This is a genomic window from Oligosphaera ethanolica (assembly GCF_030814695.1).
Lineage (GTDB): Bacteria > Verrucomicrobiota > Lentisphaeria > Oligosphaerales > Oligosphaeraceae > Oligosphaera > Oligosphaera ethanolica.
Genome location: NZ_JAUSVL010000001.1, coordinates 5,299,886 through 5,316,105, shown reverse-complemented (window position 1 = coordinate 5,316,105; position 16,220 = coordinate 5,299,886). Strand labels below are relative to the sequence as shown.

At 61.6% G+C, this 16,220-nt stretch carries 9 protein-coding genes; 4 read left to right on the top strand and 5 right to left on the bottom strand.

Annotation, left to right across the window (positions count from 1 at the left end):
* Positions 1 to 151: 151 nt before the first annotated feature.
* The 4 genes from J3R75_RS18355 to J3R75_RS18340 all read left to right on the top strand — a co-directional run bounded on the left by J3R75_RS18355 (position 152) and on the right by J3R75_RS18340 (position 6,231).
* Positions 152 to 958, top strand: coding sequence for an MBL fold metallo-hydrolase (locus J3R75_RS18355; RefSeq protein ID WP_307264798.1), 807 nt, complete (start codon positions 152 to 154; stop codon positions 956 to 958).
* The gene (locus J3R75_RS18350; RefSeq protein ID WP_307264796.1) at positions 948 to 2,381 is read left to right on the top strand and encodes a sigma-54 interaction domain-containing protein; all 1,434 of its coding nucleotides are present in this window, start codon (positions 948 to 950) and stop codon (positions 2,379 to 2,381) included. Before J3R75_RS18355 ends, J3R75_RS18350 begins: the two co-directional genes overlap by 11 nt.
* Before the next feature lie 488 nt (positions 2,382 to 2,869).
* Positions 2,870 to 3,967 carry a 3-phosphoserine/phosphohydroxythreonine transaminase gene (serC, locus tag J3R75_RS18345; RefSeq protein WP_307264793.1) on the top strand — a complete coding sequence of 366 codons (1,098 nt, stop codon included), beginning with the start codon at positions 2,870 to 2,872 and terminating at the stop codon, positions 3,965 to 3,967.
* Positions 3,968 to 4,233: 266 nt separating this feature from the next.
* Complete coding sequence (locus J3R75_RS18340) at positions 4,234 to 6,231, top strand: ribonuclease catalytic domain-containing protein (RefSeq protein WP_307264790.1); 1,998 nt, start codon at positions 4,234 to 4,236, stop codon at positions 6,229 to 6,231.
* A 216-nt stretch (positions 6,232 to 6,447) separates the two neighbouring features.
* Here J3R75_RS18340 and pheS read toward each other — a convergent pair whose 3' ends face one another.
* The 5 genes from pheS to J3R75_RS18315 form a co-directional block, all read right to left on the bottom strand.
* A complete protein-coding gene (gene pheS / locus J3R75_RS18335; protein WP_307264787.1) occupies positions 6,448 to 7,491 on the bottom strand; it encodes a phenylalanine--tRNA ligase subunit alpha in 1,044 nt (347 codons plus the stop codon).
* Between the two features lie 72 nt (positions 7,492 to 7,563).
* Positions 7,564 to 8,223, bottom strand: a complete 660-nt coding sequence (locus J3R75_RS18330; protein WP_307264784.1) for an RluA family pseudouridine synthase — start codon at positions 8,221 to 8,223, stop codon at positions 7,564 to 7,566.
* A 2-nt stretch (positions 8,224 to 8,225) separates the two neighbouring features.
* The gene (locus J3R75_RS18325) at positions 8,226 to 9,632 is read right to left on the bottom strand and encodes an aspartate kinase (protein WP_307264781.1); all 1,407 of its coding nucleotides are present in this window, start codon (positions 9,630 to 9,632) and stop codon (positions 8,226 to 8,228) included.
* A gap of 505 nt (positions 9,633 to 10,137) precedes the next feature.
* A complete protein-coding gene (locus J3R75_RS18320; RefSeq protein WP_307264779.1) occupies positions 10,138 to 14,739 on the bottom strand; it encodes an efflux RND transporter permease subunit in 4,602 nt (1,533 codons plus the stop codon).
* A gap of 11 nt (positions 14,740 to 14,750) precedes the next feature.
* Complete coding sequence (locus tag J3R75_RS18315) at positions 14,751 to 16,205, bottom strand: efflux RND transporter periplasmic adaptor subunit (RefSeq protein WP_307264777.1); 1,455 nt, start codon at positions 16,203 to 16,205, stop codon at positions 14,751 to 14,753.
* Positions 16,206 to 16,220 lie beyond the last annotated feature (15 nt).

The window sequence follows — 16,220 nt, the reverse complement described above, 5'->3', positions numbered from 1 at the left end:
CAATAATATCGGCCAAAAACTGCCGGCAGCATTGCGCAGATGCGCTATAGTAGCAAAAATGCTAATAGCGATTGGAGGCCGCACAAGAGGCAGTGGGTGTTTCTTGAAAGCAAGTACAGATGTCGTGCGCAGGCGCGAGTTGGAGAGAACGATGAGCACGTTACGGATAGTGGTAGACAATTTGACGCGGCGGGACTTGGCCGTCGAGCACGGCTTTGCCGCAGTAATTGACACCAGCGGCGAGCGGCTTTTATTGGACACGGGCGCGGGCGCGGCGCTGCTAGGCAACCTGTCGGCGTTGGGTGTTGACCCGGCCAGCATTAAACAGCTGGTGTTAAGCCATGGTCATTGGGACCACACGGGTGGGCTGGCGGAGCTACTGACGGTGGTGCCGGAATTGCCCATTTATGCAGCGCGGGGCGTGTCACAGGATCGTTTTAGCTGCCATGCTGACCGACCCGTGCGGGACGTATCCATGCCGGCGGGATGCCGCCGTGCCTATGCGGGGGCTCTGGTTCACGAGGTGACAGAATTCACGCAGATCAGTCCGGGCGTCTATGCGACGGGACCGATACCGCGGTTGAGCGGCGAGGACTGCGGCGGGCCGTTCTATTTGGATTCGGCGAAAGGTCAGCCGGATCTGCTGGTGGACGACCAGTCGTTGCTGCTGGCGGCGGGCGTGCTCATACCGGGTTGTTGCCACAGCGGCATCATCAACACCATTGAGTACTGTCGCCGTTGCGCGCCCGAGGTGAAGATCCATACCATTATCGGCGGGCTGCATCTGGTTCATGCCGACGACGAGCGCCTGGAGCGCACGGCGACATATCTGCAGCAACTAGGCCTGCGGCGGCTTGTCGCCTGCCATTGCACGGGCGAGGTGGCTATCGCTCGGCTGAGTGACAGGCTGTCCTGTGAAGTACTTGCCGGCGCCTCGGGAGATGTCTATGAGTGCTGAGAAGGCAAAAAGAACGAAAGGCGCTGTGGCGGCGGCGGCGCCATCTAGGGATGACGCGCGTTCGGCCATGGCCGACCGTGCCATCTTGGAGAGCATCTCCGACGGCGTGTTCACGGTGGATCGCGATTTTCGCATCACGTATTTGAACCGCTCAGCCGAGGACATTATCCAGGTCCGGCGTGAAGACGCCATGGGCCGCATGTGCTGCGAGGTCTTCCGCTCTAACCTGTGCGAAGGCGCTTGCGCCCTGCGGCAGACCCTCGAGCAGGGGCGGCCCATCATCGACCTCAGCTGCTTTATCGTGAACAATGCGGGCCAACGCGTGCCGGTGAGCATCTCGACGGCGGTGTTGCGCGACGCGTCCGGCACCGTCATTGGTGGCGCCGAGACCTTCCGCAATCTGAGCGATATCGAGCAACTGCGGGAGGAAATCAGCGCCACACGCAAAATCGGCGACTTTGGCAGTCATAGTCCGTCAATGCGGACGATTTTCAGCCAGCTGACGGCCATAGCCGAGACCTGTTCGACGGTGCTGATACGTGGTGAAACCGGCAGCGGCAAGGAGCTTCTAGCCAGGACCATACACGCCAACGGCCCGCGGCGCGACGGGCCCTTTGTGGCGATCAACTGCGGCGCGTTTCCGGAAACGTTGCTGGAGTCGGAGCTGTTCGGCTACAAGAAAGGCGCGTTTACGGGTGCCGACCGTGACAAGCCCGGGCGCTTCGCTCTCGCCGAGGGCGGCACACTACTGCTGGACGAGATCGGCGAGATATCGCCGGCCATGCAGGTGCGACTGCTGCGGGTGTTGCAGGAACGCAGCTATGAGCCGCTGGGGGCGGTCAAGAGCGTGCGCAGCAATGCCCGGATCATCGCTGCGACGCATCGGCGGCTGGAGGATCTGGTGGCCTCGGGCGCTTTCCGGCAGGACTTGTTCTACCGCATCAATGTCGTGCAGTTGGCGCTGCCGCCGTTGCGTGAGCGGCGGGAAGACATACCGTTTTTGGTCGAGCAGTTCATCCGCCGTTTCAACCTGGTGATGAAACGGCAGGTCGCCGGCGTCAGCCGCAGCGCCCTGCGCATGCTGAGCGATTGTCCCTGGCCGGGGAATATCCGCCAGCTGGAAAACTGCATCGAGCGCTCCATGGTCTTCTGCCGCGGCAATATGATCGAGGTCGACGACCTGCCGGATGAGGTCCGCACCAGTGGCAATGCCGTTGGGTCGCCGGCGCTGCCGGCGGCGTCCATGCAAGAAGCCGTGAGTCTTTCCGAACGCCAGGCGATACAGGCCGCCTTGGCGCAGTGCGGGGGCAACCGCCGCCTGGCAGCCGAAAAATTGGGACTGCATCCCACGACCTTCTACCGCAAACTCAAACGCTTGGGATTGCGCGTCGACCTGCCCGATGGCAGGCATAAGCGGGACTAGCCCAAAAGCGTGGCCGGCGGTAATGAGAGGGAGGACATTGTGCGTAAGCAGTGCGAGTTCCATTGCCCTTTCGTCCCCAGTCAGCTTCGCCGACTGAGGACGAAAGGGCCGAGGAACACGAACATAGTTGCCGTCTTACCCAGGGCGGCGCGCGCCTTCAGCGCACTTGCCCTGGGCTGGTATGTTTCGCGCTTTCAGCGCTTCTGCCGCTTCGCGGCGATAAATGCAGGGTGAACCTGCCGTCTTTCGCAAACGGATCGGACAGATCGGATTAGGGCGGACACATAGGTCCGCCCCGACGCGGTCTGCTTGGTCAGCTGGGTCTGTTAGATAAAAAAATACCGTACTCGGGCATTGTACTATTGCAGAGGATGGTTTGAGAAAATATAGTAAGAGCTTTTCTCGGGTTTTTTGACGGTATCAGACGACATGGTAGCCCGCGCCGTTATGACCGCAGAGTCGATGTTAGCTACTAAGGAGTGATCTACATGCAGGAAAAAACCGTGTACAATTTCAATGCTGGTCCGGCGACCTTGCCGAAAGCGGTGATGTTGAAGGCTCAGGAAGAGTTTGTGAACTACCGTGGTTGTGGTTACGGCATTGTCGAGGAGAGCCATCGGGCGGCGCCGTTTGAGGAGATCATCCAGGCTGCTGAGGCGAACATTCGCAAGTTGATGGGCATCAGTGCGGATTACGACGTGTTGTTTTTGCAGGGCGGTGCGAGCCTGCAGTTTGCGATGGTGCCGATGAATTTGATGGTTCCGGGCAAGAAGATCGCGTTTTGCGACACCGGCGAGTGGGCGCACAAGGCCATGAAAGAAGCGAAGATACTTGGCGCGGGCATCAACCTGGTCTATGACGGCGCCAAGGAAAAGTACTCCTGCATCGGCGATGTGAGCAGCTGGCAGTTTGACCAGAACGACGCCTACGCGCATATTTGCAGCAACAACACGATATACGGCACGGCCTACAATCAATATCCTGACACGGGCGCGTTGCCGTTGATTGCGGACATGTCCAGCGACATCATGTCGAAGGTTGTTGACGTGAACCGTTTCGCGCTGATTTTTGCCGGTGCGCAGAAGAACATGGGGCCGTCCGGGGTGACGCTGGTGATCATGCGCAAGGGCTTGGCCGAGCGTTGTCCGGAAACGGTACCGACGATGCTGCGTTTCAGCACCCACATCAAGGCCCAGTCGCTGTACAACACGCCGTCCACCTTCTCAATTTACATGGTTCGGCTGGTGACGGACTGGATGCTTGAGCAGGGCGGCGTGCCGGCGATCCAAAAGCTCAATGAGACCAAGGCCGCAAAGCTTTACGCGGCGATTGATGAGTCCGGTTTCTTCCGCGGCACCTGTGCCAAGGCGGATCGTTCGAAGATGAACGTGTGCTTCCGCATCGGCGAGGGCAATGAAGAGCTGGAGAAGAAATTTGTGTCCGAGTCCAAGGCGGCCGGCATGATCGGCCTGAAGGGCCATCGTGCGGTTGGTGGTCTGCGCGCCAGTATCTACAACGCCATGCCGATGGCGGGCATTGACGCCTTGGTGGCGTTCATGAAGGCCTTCGCCGCCAAAAACGGCTGAGGTTAGAGAGATGCAGCAGGGTGGAGCCGTGGCCCTGTTTTGAGTACGATAAAGGAAGGATCGGGCGCTGCTCGGTCCTTCCTTTTGTATTGTGCGGGCTGGGGCGTTTTTTGCTGACGGTCACGTTTTTTTGTGATCTCGTCCCGGGGGCAGCTGGTCAGGGGGTATATTATGCGTTTACCTTTTCGGCGTGGAACCAATTGTGTGTTTACAGAGATTGACATGCCTTTGTCGCCATGATGGGCTGACCGGGGCTGGGAGATTGAATGGATTTTCTTGAACAGACCGTAGTGGATTACCTTGGCAGCAACGAGATGTGCCTGGGAGTCGTGGTGAAGAGCGGCACGGACCGTGTGCAGGTCCGTGGTGCGACTCAGCAGCAGGAGAAGGTCAAAGTCGCGAACATCGTTGCCGAGCACGGCATGGTTTATGGCAATGATGTGCTGGGCAAGCTGGCGACGGTGCAAAACGCGATTCGCGACGCGATGGCCGACGTCGATCTGGAGCTGCTTTGGGAGGACGTCCTGGCCAACGGCTGCGAGCCGGAGCTGTCCGCGTTAGCGGCGCATTATTTCGGCGAGGCCACCGCCGTGCAGATTTCCGCGCTGGCGCGAAAACTGCTTGAGGACGGGACGCTTTTCCAGCGCAAGCAGCTGCAATTCACGGCTCGGACGCGTGAAGAGATTGACGAGCTGGAACGCCTGCGTGCCATGCGGGCCGAACGCGCCGCCGCTAAGGAACGCACTCGCCAATGGCTGGACGGCGTGCTTGACCACCAAGGCGAGACGCCCGCGCCGGTGCCCGAGGAACAAGAAGGCTTCCTGCGCTTGGCGACGGACTACCTCCTCTGCGGTTTCAACTCCGACGCGGTCAATATCCTCAGCGCTGCCCGGGAGAAGATCAACGCGCGTGAAGTCGCCCTGCGACTGCTGCGCGTTACCGACCGGATGCCAGCAGGGGTGGACGAATTTCTGCTCGCCAACGGCATTCATGCCGGCTTTTCCAGCGCGGTGCTGGAACATGCCGACACCTTGACGCCCTACGACGGCAACAGCCACCGCGAAGACCTTAGCGGCCTTGAGCTATTCAGTATTGACGACGAAGAGACGCGCGAGATCGACGACGCGTTGTCCTGCAGCCGTGACGACGAGCAGAACTACCTCGTTGGCATCCATATTGCCGACCCGGCCTGCTTCGTCGGCAAGGACGACCCGCTGGACGCGGCGGCCGTCGAGCGGCCCTTGTCGTTGTACTTGCCGACGACGACGGTGATGATGTTTCCAGAACGCATCGGCTGTAATCTGGCCAGCCTGGTCGCCGGAGAGCTACGGCCGGCATTGAGCTTCCAGGTGAAATTTTCATCTGAGGGCGCGTTGTTGGACTGGCGCTTTGTGCCGGCGGCGGTGCGGGTTCGGCATCGCCTGGACTACCACGGCGCCGACGAGCGCCTAGCGTCGCCGGATGGTGACGGCGACAGCGTTACCGTCGCCTTGCGCGATCTGTTGTTTTTGGCTGGCAAGCTCCGTGCCGGGCGCGAGACCGCTGGTGCGGTGCAGTTGAATGGCCCCGAGTTGAAGATACGGGTTCGCGGTAGCGTGGTTACGGTGACGCCGGAGGATTCCGACAGCCCCAGCCACCAACTGGTGAGTGAGTTCATGATTCTGGCCAATCACCTGGCGGCTAAATACGCCCTGCATCACGACCTGCCGGTGATTTACCGCACGCAGGACCAGCCGTCGTCGCCGGTGACGTCGGTCAAGGAGTACGATCCCTATCTTTTTGAGCAGCAGGTGAAGAAGATGAAGCGGACGCGGCTGTCGACTCACCCGCAGGCGCATTACGGGCTCGGGCTGGACCTCTACACGCAGATCAGTTCGCCCTTGCGCCGCTATGCCGATCTGGTGATCCAACGGCAGCTCTCGGCGCATTTCCTGGGTAAGGAACTGCCCTACAGTCATGAGGAGCTCTTTGGCGTGCTGGACAATGTCGACCGCACCGCCAGTCAGAATCGCTCGCTGGAGCGCGAGGCGAACAAGTACTGGCTGCTGGAGTACCTGCGGCGGGAGAAAGTCGGCACGGAAGTCGGGGCGACCATCGTTCGCGCCGAGGGCAGTCTGATTCTGGCGGAGATCGACGGTTTTGCTGAGCGCGGCGTGGTGATGACCCGTAGTCGCATGACACCTGGTGAGCACGTGCGGCTGCGCATCAGGGACGCCATACCCAACGCCGGGCGCCTGGTCCTCGAGCCGCTCGCCGAGGGGTGAGGCCGAGACGAGGAACATCAGTGTGGGGCCATTGGGGCGTGCTTGGCCGAATGCTGACCGCAGGCGACGCTGCGGGCTGAAAGCCCGCAGCACGGCCGGGATAAGGGCGAGGTGCTCCGTTTACCGATGTCAGGCGACGCTGGGGGCTGAAAGCCCGCAGGACGGCCGGGATAAGGGCGTTGTGCGCGATCGGGGTACGCAGCCGTTTGTCCAAGCTCAGAACTGGTGGAGGAAGCGCACGTCGTTGTCGTAGAGCAAGCGCAGGTCATTGATGGCGTAGCGGATCATGGCCATGCGTTCGATGCCCAGTCCGAAGGCGAAGCCGGTAGTGGTATCGGGGTCGTAGCCGACGTTCTGGAAGACGGCTGGGTTGACCATGCCGGCGCCGGCGATTTCGATCCAGCCGGAGCCTTTGCAGACGCGGCAGCCTTTGCCCCCGCAGACGATGCACGACGCATCGCATTCCACGCTGGGTTCGGTGAAGGGGAAGAAATGTGGGCGGAAGCGCACTTTGGTGTGGGTGCCGAACATTTCGCGGGCGAAAGCGGCGAGGGTGCCCTTGAGGTCGGCTAGCGATACGCATTGGTCGACATAGAGGCCTTCGATCTGATGGAAGCTCATGCCGTGAGTGGCGTCAGGCGTATCGCGGCGGTAGCAGCGGCCGGGGCAGATAATGCGCACTGGCGGCTTTTGTGCTTTCATGGCGCGGATTTGCACGGGTGAAGTCTGCGTGCGCAGGATGAGGGCTTCGGGGTCTAGCCAGTGGTGCTGGTCGAGGTCGAAGTAGAACGTGTCGTCCGGCGTGCGCGACGGGTGGTCTTGCGGGGAGTTGAGCGCGTCGAAGTTGTTCGCGACCGTTTCGATGTCCGGGCCGTCGGCGACAATAAAGCCCATGCGGCGGAAGATGGCCACGGCGCTGTCCATGACGAGATTGATGGGGTGCTTGTGGCCGATGGCGCGTTGGCGGCCGGGAAGGGTGACGTCAAGGGCGCTGGCGGTTTTCTGGTCTTGGTTTAGTCTGGCACCGCAGTCGTCGAAGGCCTGCTGTATTTCCTGCTTGACGAGATTGACGGTTTTGCCGACAGCGGGTTTCTGGTCCTGGGGGACCTTTCCCAGCTGGGCCATCAATGCCGGCATGAGGCCTTTGCGGCCGAGAAAGCGCACGCGGCATTCTTCCAGCGCATTCATGTCACTAACTGCTGCCAGCGCGGTTTTGACCTGCGCGAGGGCATCCTGAAGCTCTTTTTCCAAATCCGTCATACAAGCACCTTGAAAGATAGGATAACGTCGGGGGATGGTGGGAAAATGAGAATATAAGCCGGCTGGCGGTGACTACAATACTGCGGCGAAGATATCCGGGGCGGTAAAGGCCATGGCTGCGCGGGTCACGGGGTGACTGATGCGCAGAGTGGCGTGTTGCAGGGCGATGCCATCGGCGCTGAGCCAGCGTTCGGGTGAACCGTATTTGTGGTCGCCCACAATGGGACAACCGGCCTGCGCCAGCTGGGCGCGGATTTGGTGATAACGGCCGCTGCCCAGGACGATGCGCAAGAGGCTGCGGCCTGCGCTCCGGCGCAGGACCGTGTAGGTCAGGACGGCGGCTTTGGCGCCGGGAGTGCCGGCGGGGACGACGTCGGCGCGGTGGTCGCCGTGCAGCAGCCAGTCGTTGAGGGCGCCGTCTGGGCCGGGGAGGTCGCCCGTGACCAGCGCGAGGTAGATTTTCTCGCAGTCGCCTCGGCGCATGGCTTCATTGAGGCGGCTGAGCGCCTTGCTGGTGCGGGCGAAGAGGACGACGCCGGCTACGGGCCGGTCAATGCGGTGTACGGCCTCCAGGAACACCGCGCCGGGCTTGTGGTACTCGGCTTTGACCCAGGCTTTGGCGCGGTCTTCGAGGTTGTCTTCGCTGGTTCCCGACGGCTGGGTGAGCAGCCCTGCCGGCTTGTTGAGGGCCAGCAGGTGATTGTCCACGTACAGCACATCCATGGCTGGCATGCTTAGATGTCTTCGACGAAGGTCTTGTGGAGGGCGCGGATGGCCGCTTCATAATCGGAGCGGGAGACGATGAATTGCATGTTGACCTGCCGGGTTGACTGGGCCAGTGCGAGGACGTTGATACCGGCCTGGTGCAGGGCGCTGGCGGCTTTGGAGAGGAAGCCGGGGATGCTCATGTTGCTGCCGATGACCGACACGATGGCCACGGAGTTGCGGCTGACGGTGGCGTTGGGCATGCGCTGGTGGATGAGGTCAATACACTCTTCCAGGCGGCGATTTTTCTGGGGAACGAAATGGGTGATGGTATTGGCGTTGGTGGTCTTGGTGATGTAGCTGATGCCGGTATCGACCAGGCTCTGCATGAGATAGTAGTCGTAACCGACATGGCCAACCATTTCGGGGTCCATGACTTCGATGGCTTCGAGGTCGTTGCGCCCGCAGATCATCTCGACGCGCGGCTCCGGCGAGACGTAGTCGCAGCTGATGATGGTGCCGGGATGGTCGGGCTCGAATGCGTTTTTGACGCGGATGGGAATCCCGCAGAGCTCCATTTCCTTGGAGGCCTTGGAGTGGATGGCTTCCATGTCGAGATCGGAGAGCTGATCGGCGATATCGAAGTTGGTATGGCCGATAACCTTGACCTTGTCCGAGCCGATGATGGCGGGGTCGCCGGTGCTCAGGTGGTATTCCTTGTGGATAATGCCTTCGCGGGCCTCGGTGATGACGGCGATTTTGCTGAAGGAAATTTCGCTGTAGCCGCGGTCGAAGCGGGTCATGATGCCTTCGTCATATTTGACATAGCCAGTGATAATGGGCATGACCTTGCTGAAATCAATGCCGGCGAAGGCCTGGGTGACGACCTCGTCAAAGGATAGCAGCTCGTCTTTTTTCCAGCCGGTGAGGTCAATAAGCTGGGCGTTGATGTCGTGGCGCTGGAGGATGAGCGTGGAGTTGAAGGCGCTGTGCGCCTCGCCGACGGCGCTGAGCATTTCGCGGGTCGGCGGCAGATAGGTCTTGATGTTGAAGTGGCCGTAGGTGCGCAGGCGCACCAGGTCGTGCAGGCAGTCGCGGATGCCGTCCATGCGCTCATTGACAAAGTTGTCGGCTTCGCGCTGGTCGAGGCCAATCGTCTCAAAGGAGTGATTGAATTCGAGCATTTTGGCGCGGGCCTGTTCCAGACTGGCGATCCACGTGTCGTCGCCGGCGGCGAATTTGCCGTAGACGCCTGGCGCGCCGCTTTTTTTGTTTTCCAGCAGGAGGTTGGTGATGCCGCCATAGGCAGAGACGACAAAGAGACGGTTGTAAAGATCGGCGCCCTTGCGGTTGCCGATGATGACATTACGGAGCACTTCGCCAAAACGGCTCATGGACGTGCCGCCGATTTTTTCTACCGTGTGTTGTCTGGGCATGCGATTATTTCCTGCTTGCTGTGGCTGATGACAAGTGGCCTGGAAAGCGGCGGGGCGGGGGAAAACACGAAACAAATAATGTAAAATCCAATACCCCGATTGCAAGCACGGCGGCGGCTGGCAATCGGGGTAGAGGGTAATCGGTCAGTAACCACCCTGGTGGGGAAAACACCGGGGACAATTTGCAGAAAACCCACGGCCAGTCGCCGCCCCGCCATCCGACCTTGATTTCCGCCGACCTTTGCGGCAGCGGAGTCATAGCGGGCCCAGAGTAGCAGCGGCTTCCAGCCGCTGTGCGCACGGCTCGTGCGGCGGGGGAGACGGGCCGGGTACGGGCGGCGTGGATGACGAGGACGGTTTAATGAGCCGTCTTGTCGGAGTGGGCGAGACGCCCACTCCACGGCCGCGAGACGTAATTGGCAAGTAACCACCCCGGTGGGGAAAACACCGGGGTGGTTACTGACCGACTACGGTCGAGTTCTGTGTGGACAGGCGTGTTATATCATCAGGGTTGTTCGGGCGTGGTCTCGTTGTTGCTGGGGTTACTGCCGCCGCCGAGGGCGGCGTAGAGTTGCACTTTGCTGCTGGCTTTGGCCAGTTTGAGGGCGATGAGGCCGTGTTGGGCGGCGAAGAGATTGCGTTGGGCGTCAAGGACGGGGAGGAAGCTGTCGACGCCGTTTTCGAAGCGGAGGGTTGCCAAGCGGTGGGTTTCGCTGAGGGTATCGACGAGTGCCTGTTGGGCGTCGAGTTGTTCATTGATGGTGCCGCGGAGAGCGAGCACGTCGTTGACTTCGCGAAATGCCTGTTGGATGGCCCGTTCATATTCGACGACGGCGATTTCGCGGTGGGCCTTGCTGACGCGGTAGCCGGACCAGGTGCGCGCGTCGAAGATGGGCAGGGCCAGTTGCGGGGCGAAGCTCCAGGTGCCGGCGCCGCCTTCGAAGAGGCCGGACAGTTCATTGCTGGCGCTGCCGAAGATCGCCGTGATGGCGATGCTGGGAAAGAACGCGGCGCGGGCGACGCCGATGAGGGCGTTGGCGGCTTTGAGTTGCTGCTCAGCGGCGATGATATCCGGCCGGTTGAGAAGCAGCTCGGAGGGCAGGCCGGCCTGGACCTCGCCGTCCAGCTGGATATCGTTGAGGCGCTGTGCGGGGAGTTCTGCGGGAAGAGCTGAGCCGAGGAGGAGCTGGAGGGCATTGAGGTCCTGGGCGACGACGCGAGTGAGTCGGGCGGTATCGCCGCGGGCGCTTTCGACTGGCGTCTGTGCCTGGCGCAGAGCCAGTTCAGTGACCAGGCCCTGCTCGTACTGTTTTTTGACCAGCGCCAAGGCGTCCTGCTGATTTTTGAGGGTATCTTTGGCCAGAGCCAGAGCCTCGCGGTCGGCAGCGAGGTTCAGGTAGGCGTTGACGACCGACGACACGACAAGAATCTCGACGCTGCGTTTTGCCTCCAGTGATGCGAAGTATTTGGCCAGCGCTTCGTCGCTATAGCTGCGCACGCGGCCGAAAAAGTCCGGCTCCCATGACAGAATGCCGGCATTGACGCTGTAGTTTTCTACGCGGCGGGACTGTCCCTCGCCGGTCAGATGGGCGGAGTTTTTCTGCTTGACGGCGTTGGCGGTGGCGTAGAGTGCGGGGTAGAGGGCGTCGCGTTCGACGCCGTAGAGGGCCCGGGCCATCTCGGTGTTGAGGGCGGCTAGGCGCAGGTCGCGGTTGTTGGCCAGCGCGCTGTCGATGAGCGTCTGCAGGGTCGGGTCCTGGAAGAACTCCCGCCAAGGGAGAATGACTGCGGGGGCCTCGCCGGTGGCGTTCTGGTAGGCATCGCCGGCGGACCACTGGGCGGGCATGGGGGCTTCGGGCCGTTCGTAGTCCGGCGCCATACTTTTGCAGCCGCTGCAGCAGACCGTGGCGCCCAGTGACAGGGCGATCAGGATGCTAGTGGCCTTGGCGAGTTTGGCGGGCTGCAGATTGCTGCGAATCTTTTTCTTATGGGTGCCGAAGAGACCTTCGATGAGCACGTAGAAGAGCGGCGCGAAGATGACGACGAGGATGGTGCCGCTGATCATGCCGCCGAGGACGACGGTGCCGATGGCGTTCATGGCGCCGGCGCCGGCGCCGCTGCTTAGGGCCATGGGCAGCACGGACAGGCCGGTGGTCATGGAGGTCATGACGATGGCTCGCAGGCGCAGGCGGACGGCGTGCAACGCGGCTTCGATCAGGCCGTGCCCCTGGGCGACGTTGCTCATGGCGAACTGCACAATGAGAATGGCGTTCTTGGTGGCCAAGCCAAGGGTGTTAAGCATGCCGATCTGGAAATAGACGTCGCTGGGCATGCCGCGGGACATGGTGGCAATGAAGCCACCGATGACGCCCAAGGGTAGGATCAGCAGCACGGAGATGGGGATGTCCCATTTACCGTAAAGGGCCGCCAGGAAGAGAAAGACCACGATGATGGAGAAGGCATAAAGCAAGCCAGTCTGTGAGGTCGACTGGCGTTCCTGGTAGGACAGACCGGTCCAGTCGTAGTCGAACCCCTGCGGCAGTCGCCGGGTGAGTTCTTCCATGGCCTGCATGGCATCGCCGGAGCTGTAGCCCGGCGCGGCCTGGCCCCAGAGATTGACGGATGGTGCGGCGTTGAAGCGCTCCAGCTGTGGCGAGCCGCTGCTCCAGCGCCCTTTGGCGAAGGCGCGGTAAGGCACCATTTGGCCGGAGACATTGCGCACATAGAGCTCGTCCAGGTTCTCGGGCAGCATGCGGTAGGGCGCGTCGGCCTGGACGAACACGCGTTTGATGCGGCCGTTCAGGATGAAGTCATTGACGTAGGCGCTGCCGAAGGCGGCTGAGATGGTGTTGTGGATGGCGCTGATGGGCAAGCCGAGCGCGCCGGCTTTTTCCCAATCGACGTCCACGCGGTATTCGGGGACGTCTTCGAGGCCGTTGGGGCGGATGCTGGCCAGTCGCGGGTCTTGCATGGCCATGCCCATGAGCTGATTGCGGGCATTGTACAGTGCCTCATGGCCGTGGCCGGCGCGGTCGACGAGCATGAAGTCGAAGCCCTGTGACGTGCCAAGTTCGGCGATTGCGGGTGGCGGGAAGGTGAAGACCATGGCGTTGCGCAGGCTGGACAGGCCTACCATCGCGCGGCCGGCGATGGCTTCGGCGTGCATGCTGGGATCGCGGCGCAGGTGCCAGTCCTTGAGCTTGACGAAGATCATGCCATTATTCTGGGCTTGGCCGGAGAAGCCTACGCCGGCGATAGTTGCGCAGGACTCGATGGCATCGGCTTCGTTGGCCATGTAGTAGTCATACACTTTTTTGAGCACGTCCTGGGTTTGTTCGAGGGTGGCGCCGGTCTGCAACATAACCTGGGTGAAGAGGATGCCCTGGTCTTCATCGGGCAGGTAGCTGGTGGAAATACGCTTGGCCAGGAAGACACCGATGCAGATGATGACCAGGTAGACCAGGACGAAGCGGACCATGCGGGCCAAGCCGTAGCCGACCACGGCGACAATGGCGTCGCGGAAGCGGTTGAAAGCGCGGTCGAACCAGAGGAGGAAGGGCCGCAGGAACCACACGGTGCCCTCGGCGGCTTCGTGGCCTTTGGCGACCGGTTTGAGGATGCTGGCGCAGAGTACCGGCGTGAGGATGAGCGCGATGGTGACGGAGAAAAACATGGAGGTGACTACGGTGATGGAGAACTGCCGGTAGATGATGCCGGTGGAACCGCTGAAGAAGGCCATGGGGCCGAAGAGGGCGCAGAGCACCAGCGCGAAGCCGATGAGGGCGCTGGTCACTTCCGACATGGATTTGGCGGTGGCTTCGCGTGGCGACAGTCCCTCTTCACTCATAAGGCGTTCGACATTTTCGACCACGACGATGGTGTCATCAACCAGCAGGCCGATGGCGATGACCATGGCGAACATGGTGAGCATGTTGATGGAAAAGCCAAAGACCGCCAAGGCGCCGCAAGTACCCAAAAGCACCACCGGGATGGCGATGGTCGGAATCAGGGTGGCGCGGACATTGCCCATGAAGATCAGCATGACCAGAAAGACGAGGAAAATGGCTTGGAACAGCGACTTGACGGCTTCCATGATGGCGACTCGTACGAAGGGCGTGGTATCGAAGGGATAAACGACTTCAATGCCAGGCGGAAAATTCCGCTGGAGTTCCTTCATCTTGGCTTTGATGGCGTTGGCGGTGGTCAAGGCATTGGCGCCGGGAGTCTGGCGGATGGCCAGCATGGCGGCGGGGTTGCCATTAAAGAGAACGTTGACGTCATAGAACGCCGTGCCCAATTCGGTGCGGCCGATATCGCGAACGCGGACCACGGCGCCGTCGCTGTTGGTGCGTACGGGGATGTTGGCGAAATCCTCTGGCGTGCGTAGGAGGTTCTGGACGACGATAGACGCATTGAGGCGCTGGCCAGCCACGGCGGGCAGGGAGCCGAACTGGCCGGCGGATACTTCCACGTTGTAGCTGCGGAGGGCGGCGACAACGTCTTCGATGCTGAGATTGAAGTCGTTGAGTCGTTCCACGTCCAGCCACACGCGCATGGCGTATTCCTTGGCAAAGCGCTCGACTTCGCCGACGCCGGGGACGCGGGCGAGGATGTCCTCGATATTGGTGGCGGCGTAGTCACCGATATCGATGTCGTTCATGCTGCCGTCTTTGTTGACCAGGCCGACCATGATCAGCCAGTTGCGGGTGGACTTATTGACGAGGACGCCGCTGCGCTGGACGACATCGGGCAGGCTGGCCAGAGCCGGCTGCAGGCGGTTCTGGACCTTGGTCCAGGCCAGGTCTGGGTCCGTGCCGGGAGCAAAAGTCAGTTCGATACGGGACTGGCCGGCAGAGTCACTGTTGGATGACAGGTAGAGCATGCCGTCCAGGCCGGTCATTTTCTGTTCAATGACCTGCGTGACGCTGTTTTCGACAGTTTCGGCCGAGGCGCCGGGGTAGCTGGCGGTGACGGCGATGGATGGCGGCGCTAGATTGGGGTACTGCGCCACGGGCAGATTGTAGATGGCCAGGCCGCCCAGGAGCATGATGAAAATTGCGACAACCCAGGCGAAGACAGGTCGTTCAAGGAAGAATTTGGATAACATGGTGCCTCCGCTTATTTCGTGGTCGTCGGGCTGTCGGCGTTCGCCGGTGTGGTCGTTGCGCTGTCAGCGGCCGCAGGTGCTGCTGGGGCGGTGGTCGCTGCTGGGGCGGTGGTCGCTGCTGGGGCGGTGGTTGCTGCTGGGGCTTGGCCATCGGGGACGGGATTGACGACAGCGCCGGGGCGGGCGCGCAGTAGCCCTTCGCGGATGACGCGGTCGCCGACCTTAAGGCCCTCGCTGACGAGCCATGTATTGCCGATGGCGCGGTCAATGTGGATCATTTTGGCCTCTACGGTGTTGTCGGCACCGACTGTCATGACCAACGCGTCGCCGCTGGCATTGCGGCTGACGCACTGTTGGGGGACGAGAATGGCGTTGTTGTTGGCGCCTTCGTCAATGATGGCGCGGACGAACATGCCGGGCAGGAGGTCATTTTTGGGGTTAGCGAAGACCAGGCGGAGGATGAAGGAGCCGGTGGTGGGGTCGACACTCACTTCGCGGAACTGAACCACGCCTTTGAGCTCGTATTCGCTGTTGTCTTCCAATAGGAGACTGGCCTGGCCGCTATAGCTGCCGTTCTGGCTGAGGCGGCCATCGGCGAGGCGCCGGCGGAGCTGCAGGAGTTCGGCGGTGGCTTGGGGCACATCGACGTAAATAGGATTGAGTTGCTGAATAGTGGCCAAGGCCAGCGGCTGGTGGGCCGTGACAAGCGCGCCGGTGGTGATCGCCGAGCGGCCGATGCGGCCGGAGATGGGCGCCGTGATCTTGGTGTAGGCCAGGTTGATTTCCGCGCTGGCGAGGGCGGCCTCGGCCGTTTGGATGGCGGCTTCAGCGGCCTTGACGGCGGCCTCGGCGCGCTGGATGTCGGCCTCGGCGCTGACGACAGCAGCGGCGGCGCTGTCGATGCCGGCTTCAGATTGTTTGAGGGCGGCGGCGCTGTCGTCGTAGTCCTGCTGGCTAACGGCCTTACTGCTGAGCAGTTCCTGGAAGCGGGCGGTGCGTAATCGCAGTGGTTCGGCATTGGCGACAGCGCGGGTCTGGGCGGCCTTGGCGGCAGTGAAGGCGGCGCGGGCGGCGCTCAGCGCGGCGATGCTGGTACTGTGGTTGGCTTTGGCGACATTGACTGCGGCTTCGGCGCTGTCTTTGGCGGCTTCGTAGCTGCTCGGGTCTATTTCATAGAGCACGTCGCCCATTTGTACGTCGGTGCCTTCGGTGAAGAGTCGTTTGGTGATAATGCCGCTGGCCTGGGGGCGAATTTCGGCGATCTGGTAGGGGGTGGTGCGGCCGGGCAGCTCATTTTTGAGCACGGTCGACTCGGTCTTGATTTCAATGAAGCTCACTTCGGCGGGCGGCATTGGTGCCGGCCCGGCTTGTTGTTTTTTGTTGCAGCTGGCGAGGAGGATGACGGCTGGCAGCAGCGCCGGCGCCATGATGCGCAGAGGAAGACTGGAGCGTTTGCTGTGGGACATGGGTGGTTCCTTGGC